The 5,796-nt window shown below is 66.4% G+C and carries 4 protein-coding genes; 3 read left to right on the plus strand and 1 reads right to left on the minus strand.

Annotated features, from left to right (window positions below; genetic code table 11):
* Positions 1–876, plus strand: an 876-nt coding sequence (locus VGQ94_09230; protein ID HEV2022700.1) for a hypothetical protein, incomplete at its 5' end; no start/stop codon positions are given.
* Between the two features lie 174 nt (positions 877–1,050).
* Complete coding sequence (locus tag VGQ94_09235; GenBank protein HEV2022701.1) at positions 1,051–2,730, plus strand: SpoIIE family protein phosphatase; 1,680 nt, start codon at positions 1,051–1,053, stop codon at positions 2,728–2,730.
* On the opposite strand, the gene VGQ94_09240 is transcribed toward VGQ94_09235, so the two are convergent.
* Positions 2,718–3,134, minus strand: a complete 417-nt coding sequence (locus tag VGQ94_09240) for an ATP-binding protein (protein ID HEV2022702.1) — start codon at positions 3,132–3,134, stop codon at positions 2,718–2,720. The two genes, VGQ94_09235 and VGQ94_09240, sit on opposite strands and share 13 nt — an antisense overlap.
* Positions 3,135–3,416: 282 nt before the next feature.
* Here VGQ94_09240 and VGQ94_09245 point away from each other — a divergent pair.
* A partial coding sequence (locus VGQ94_09245) for a PAS domain S-box protein (GenBank protein ID HEV2022703.1) occupies positions 3,417–5,796 on the plus strand: 2,380 nt, incomplete at its 3' end.

Below are 5,796 nucleotides of genomic sequence, written 5' to 3' on the forward strand. Positions count from 1 at the left end.
CGTCCGGTAGGCGAGAACCCGCCCGGCGGCGCCATCCTTGATTACTACTTCAAGAGCGAGCCCTCGGAGGAGGTCACACTCGAGATCTCCGACGCGCAGGGAAACCTGGTCCGCAGGTATTCCAGCAAGGAGCAGAAGAAGACCGAGCAGCCGCCGGAGTGGCCCGACCTCTCCAAGCCACCCGAGACTATCCCCGCCAAGGCGGGTATGAACCGCTTTGCCTGGAACCTGCGCTATGCGTCTCCGGTCGAGACGCCCGGCGCCTTCTATGCCGGCAACGGCCCCGAAGGCCCGCTGGTCCTGCCTGGGACGTATCAGGTGAAGATGACGGAGGGCGGCCAGAGCCAGACGGCGCCGCTCGAGATCAAGCCTGACCCGCGCGTCAAGGCAGCGGACGCCGACCTGCGCCGGCAGTTCGAGCTGGCCATGAAGGTGCGCGAGCGCATCACCGAGCTGCACAAGGCGGTCAATCAGATCCGCGACCTGCGCTCGCAGTTGCAGATCCTGAAGAAGCGCCTCGCCGAGCAGGCCAGCGCCAAACCCGGCGTTCAGCAAGTTCTGGACGCCGCCGCTGCGCTCGACATGAAGATGACCGCGGTGGAGCAGGAGCTGATCCAGATCAAGATGAAGAGCTCGGAGGGCAACCTGCGCTATCCCAACATGCTCAACGAGCAGTTCGACTCCTTCCGCTACAGCGTGGAAAGCGCTGACGCCGCCCCGCCCAAGCAGGTGTTCGACGTCTTCGACCACCTCAGCGGACGTCTGGACGCGCAACTGGCGGCGTGGAAGCAGATCACGGCGCAGGACGTGGCCGCGCTCAACGACATGATCCGCAAGCAGGAGATCCCGGCGCTGGAGGCGGCCTCGGCGCCCTGAGGGGCGCGCCCGGCTCAGAGAGCCGGGCCTACACGACCCTATACTCGTGTAGGCACGGGTTTTTGACCCGTGCCCGCCGGGCCTCGGGCCACTCGCCCCTCACCACTCGCTCCTCGCCACTGGGTTGAGGCCGCTCCCCCGTTGGTGTAGTCTTTTCCCTCGCCCCCAGCTCCTATGTCCACGTCTGAAACTGCCGCCGGATACGTTGCCTCGACCCCTGCCAGACGCCCCTCGGGCACGGCGCCCATCCTGGTGGTGGTGGAAGGCACCACGCAGCGGATCATGACGCTCGACACCACTCCCTTCACCGTCGGCCGCAACAAGGAGAACCTTTTGGTCATCGCCGACGGGCACGTCTCCCGCAACCACGCCGGCATCGTGCTGGAGAGCGGCGAGTACTTCCTGGTGGACAACGGCAGCCGCCACGGCACATTCGTGAACGGCGAGCGGGTGGCGCGGCACAAGCTGAAGCCTGGCGACCAGCTCTATTTCGGAGCGCTGCGCGGCGGCGCCTACGTCATCTTCGATCCCGACTCCACCGCCAGCTCCGCCACCCACGACTTCCTCAGCCAGATCGCGGCGGTGGAGGTGAAGCGCGGCGCCTCGGACCTGGAAAAGCTCTCGCTCTTCCTCGAAGCCGCGCACAAGCTCAACACCACCCGCATGCTCGACGACGTGCTGGCCACGGTGATCGAAGCGGCTTTGAAGCTCACCGGTGCCGAGCGCGGCTACGTCTTCCTCAAGAGCGGGACCGGCCAGTTGAACCTGGCCGCGGGGCACAACGCCAAGGGACAGGCGCTCACCGACGAGAACACCATCTCTCGCTCCATCCTGAACCAGGCGGCCACCGCCGATTCCGCTTTCCTGATCACCGACACCACCAAGTCGCTGGACCTGGCCGAGCACAAGAGCATCGTGGCCCACGAGCTGCGCACCGTCATCTGCATCCCGCTGCGCAGGAAGAAGATCGGCCAGAAGGAAGCCAAGGTCGATGCCCAGGCCGGCGCCGAGATCTCCGGCGTGCTCTACCTGGACAGCCGCTTCGCCTCCCGCGACATTTCCAAAGTTAGCCAGGACATCCTGGACGCGATGGCCAATGAAGCGGCGTCGCTGGTGGAGAACGCCCGCCTGGTGCAGGCCGAGGAGACCGCCCGCCTGGAGCAACAGGAACTGGCCATCGCCGCCACCATCCAGCAGCAGCTGATGACCATGAACATCCCGGAGATCCCCTACGTCAGCATCAACGCACGGAACATCTGCTGCAAGCAGTCAGGCGGGGACTTCTACGATCTGGTACGCACCGAGAATGGTGTCTCGGTGGTGGTGGCCGACGTTTCCGGCAAGGGCATCCCGGCGGCCATGCTCGCCTCCATCGTCCAAGGGATGGTGCACTCCCACTTCCTGGCGGGGACGCCGCTGGATGAGATTGCGGCGGCGGTCAACGGCTTCCTGTGCTCGAAGAACCTGGAGAAATACGTCACCGCCTTCCTGGTGCGGCTCGATCCCAAAGGGGGCCTCGAGTACTTGAATTGCGGCCACGTGCAGCCGATGGTGGTAGGCCAAAAAGGCGTGCGACGGCTGCTGGAATCGAACGTGCCCGTGGGCCTGCTGGCCGAAGCGACTTACGAGAAGGCGACGGGGCAACTGGAGAGCGGCGACCGCCTGGTGCTGGTGACCGATGGCGTCACCGAGGCCGAAGATCCCGAGCACGATTTCTTCGGCGACGAGCGCATGGAGCAGGCGGCGGTGGCGGGCTCGGCCTTTGACAACATCTTCGCCGCCGTCCAGACATTCTGTAAGGGACACCCGTTCAGCGACGATGTCACCATCGTCGAGCTGACCTACCGCGGCTGACCGCCCTGCAACGCCACCTTCATGTGTAGTTCCGTGCCGCCGCGCTCGTAGTGCGCCTCATCCATCAAGCCGCGGATCAGCTGGATTCCCCGTCCGTGGTTCGATTGCAGCCCCTCAGGGGAGAGCGGGTCGGCGACCTCCTTGGGCTCGAAGCCGGGACCGGAGTCGCGCACCACGATCAGCATCTCCGCCGGTTGGGGAAACTCCACCCGGCAGGTGACGGTCTTCGAGGGATCGCTCTGGCAGCCGTGAACGATGGCGTTGGCCAGCGCCTCCTGCAGCGCCAGGCCGATCTCCATGTCCTTGCCTTCGTCGCAGTGGAGCTCGCGCGCCAGGTCCGTCACCCGCTGCACCATGGGCTCGATGTTCTCCACCTTCGCCGCGAATGTCTCTTCGATCCGCACCCCGTGAGTGCCCCTTTCGCCACTCGAGGCCCGCGGCGCACCCCTCCGTCCCAGGCTCCCGCAGCGTTGCCGTCCCGCCGATTCTAGGACGCCACCTCGAAGGTTAACAAGTAAGTCTTTGGGCACCATCCGCTTAGCAGCTCCAACCGCTTACGGGGAAGCCACTTAGCGGCAGCACTTTCGGCCCTGTCCCTGGGGACATCGTCCACTAGACCTCGGTAATTACCCTGCCCGGGGAGGGCGGGCTAGCATCCGCATCTCAACATTATGAGGCCGGCAGGAATGTTGCTTCGTCGGGCGGCATCGGACAGCGCGCTGACTCCTCCTCGCGTCTCGGGACGGGAGCGCTATGGTGTGGCCCTGGCCGCCACGGGCGCGGCCCTGGCCGCCACCTTGCTGCTCCACGGGACGGGCACAGACCCCATCATGGTCTTCTTCGCCGTGGCGGTGATGGTCAGCGCCTGGTACGGCGGCTGGAAGGCGGGCCTGCTGGCCACCGTGGCCAGCGTCCTGGCCAACGTCTTGTTTGTCCTGCCTCCCCTGGGGTCCGCCGCCCTGGAGAAGCAGAACGCCATCCGTCTGGGCCTGTTCGTGCTCTCCGCGCTCATCATCTGCGCTTTCATGGCCGCCCTGCATTCCACCCAGGAGGCACTGCGCCTCAGCCAGGAAATCTTCTACCGCGCACAGCGTTCCGCCAACATCGCCGCTTTCGAGTGGAAACTTTCCACCGGCCAGGTGCTGTGGGCGGAGGAGCTCGCGGTCCTGAAGGATCTGGTCCCCGACCAGACCTTCGAGGGCTGGATGGAGCGCGTGCACCCGGATGACCGGGAGAGGGTGCGTCAGACGTTGCAGCAGGCCATCCTCGCCCGCTCTGAATACGAGTTGGAATGCCGGGTGGTGAATCCCGACGGCCACAGCGACTGGGTGGAGTTGCGCGGGCAGGTGCTGGCCGGTCCCTCCGGCGAGCCCGAGCGCGTACTGGGCATCGCCATGGACATCAACAAGCGCCGCCTCACCGAGGAGGCCCTGGGCCGGTCGGAGCACAACTTCCGCTCCCTGGTGGAACACGCTCCCTACGGCATCTGCCGCGCCAACCTCTACGGCGAACTGCTGGACGTGAACCCGGCGCTGGCTGAGATGCTGGGCTATGCTTCCCCGGACGATCTGCTGGGCGCGCACTCCTTCGCCGCCATCTACGCCGACCCGGAGCAATACGTCGAGGCCTTGGAGCGCTTCCAGACGCGCCAGCGCTTCACCGGGATTGAAGCCGCGTGGAAGCGCCAGGACGGCGCACAAATCACCGTCCGGCTCTCCGGTCGCCCGGTGCGCAACGGCGACGAGGGCCTGGAGATCTTCGCCGAGAACCTGAGCGAGCAGCGAGCCCTGGAGCATCAGTTCCGCCAGTCGCAGAAGATGGAAGCCATCGGACGCCTGGCCGGCGGCATCGCCCACGACTTCAACAACCTGCTCATGGTCATCTCCGGCTACACCGAGCTGGTGCAGGACGAACTGGGTCCCGCCCATCCCCTGCAGCGCAACCTGGAGGGTGTGCGTAAGGCGGCCCAGCGCGCCACCTCCCTCACCCAGCAGCTTCTGGCCTTCAGCCGCAAGCAGGTGCTGGCCCCTAAGGTGCTGGAGTTGAACGCCGTGGTCAGCGACCTGGGCCGAATGCTGCCGCGGCTGGTGGGCGAGGATGTGGCCCTGGTCATCGTGCCCTGCCCGGAGCGCATCCGCGCCAAGGCCGATCCCAGCCAACTGGAGCAGGTGATCATGAATCTCGCGGTCAACGCCCGCGACGCCATGCCCGCCGGCGGCCGCCTGACCATCGAGACCGCCGTGGTCGAGTTCGACCACGAGTACGCGCGCCTGCATCCGCCCGCCGCCCCCGGCCGCTACGCCATGCTGGCCGTCACCGATACCGGCGCCGGCATGGACGCCGAGACCCAGTCCCACATCTTCGAGCCCTTCTTCACCACTAAGGAGAAAGGCAAGGGCACGGGACTCGGCCTCTCCACCGTCTACGGAATCGTGAAGCAGAGCGGCGGCTATGTGTGGGTGTACAGCGAGCTCGGGCGCGGCACCACCTTCAAGGTCTATCTCCCGCTGGCCGACGCGGCGCAAGCGACGCATCAGCCCGAAGCCGTGCTGGCTGCCGATCCCCAGGGGATGGAGACGGTCCTGCTTGTGGAGGACGAGCAGGGCGTCCGCCGCGTGGCCCGCGAGTTCCTGGAGATCCGCGGTTACTCCTTGCTCGAAGCCGCCAACGGCGAGGAAGCCTTGCAGATCGCACACTCCCATCCCGGCCCCGTCCATCTGCTGCTCACCGACGTGGTCATGCCCGGGATGAACGGCCACGAGCTCTGGCAGCGCCTCTCCTGGCGCCCGGAGATGAAGGTGCTCTACATGTCCGGCTATCCCGAGAACGCCATCGTCCAGAACGGTACGCTGGAGGAAGGCGTCATGTACCTGCAGAAGCCCTTCACCCTGAACGCACTCACCCACAAGGTGCGCGAGGTGCTGAACCGCTCCACCGCGGAGCCGGAGCGCCCCCAGCCGGCCGGGGGCGGGGAGGTCTGGCCCATTCGCGGAGACGCCGGCGGACCGGCGCCGCGCTTCGCCGTCCATCTGCCGCTGCGCTACCGCATCTCTGGCGAGAGCCAGT

It is taken from the genome of Terriglobales bacterium (assembly GCA_035937135.1).
In the GTDB taxonomy this organism is placed as follows: domain Bacteria; phylum Acidobacteriota; class Terriglobia; order Terriglobales; family Acidobacteriaceae; genus DASYVL01.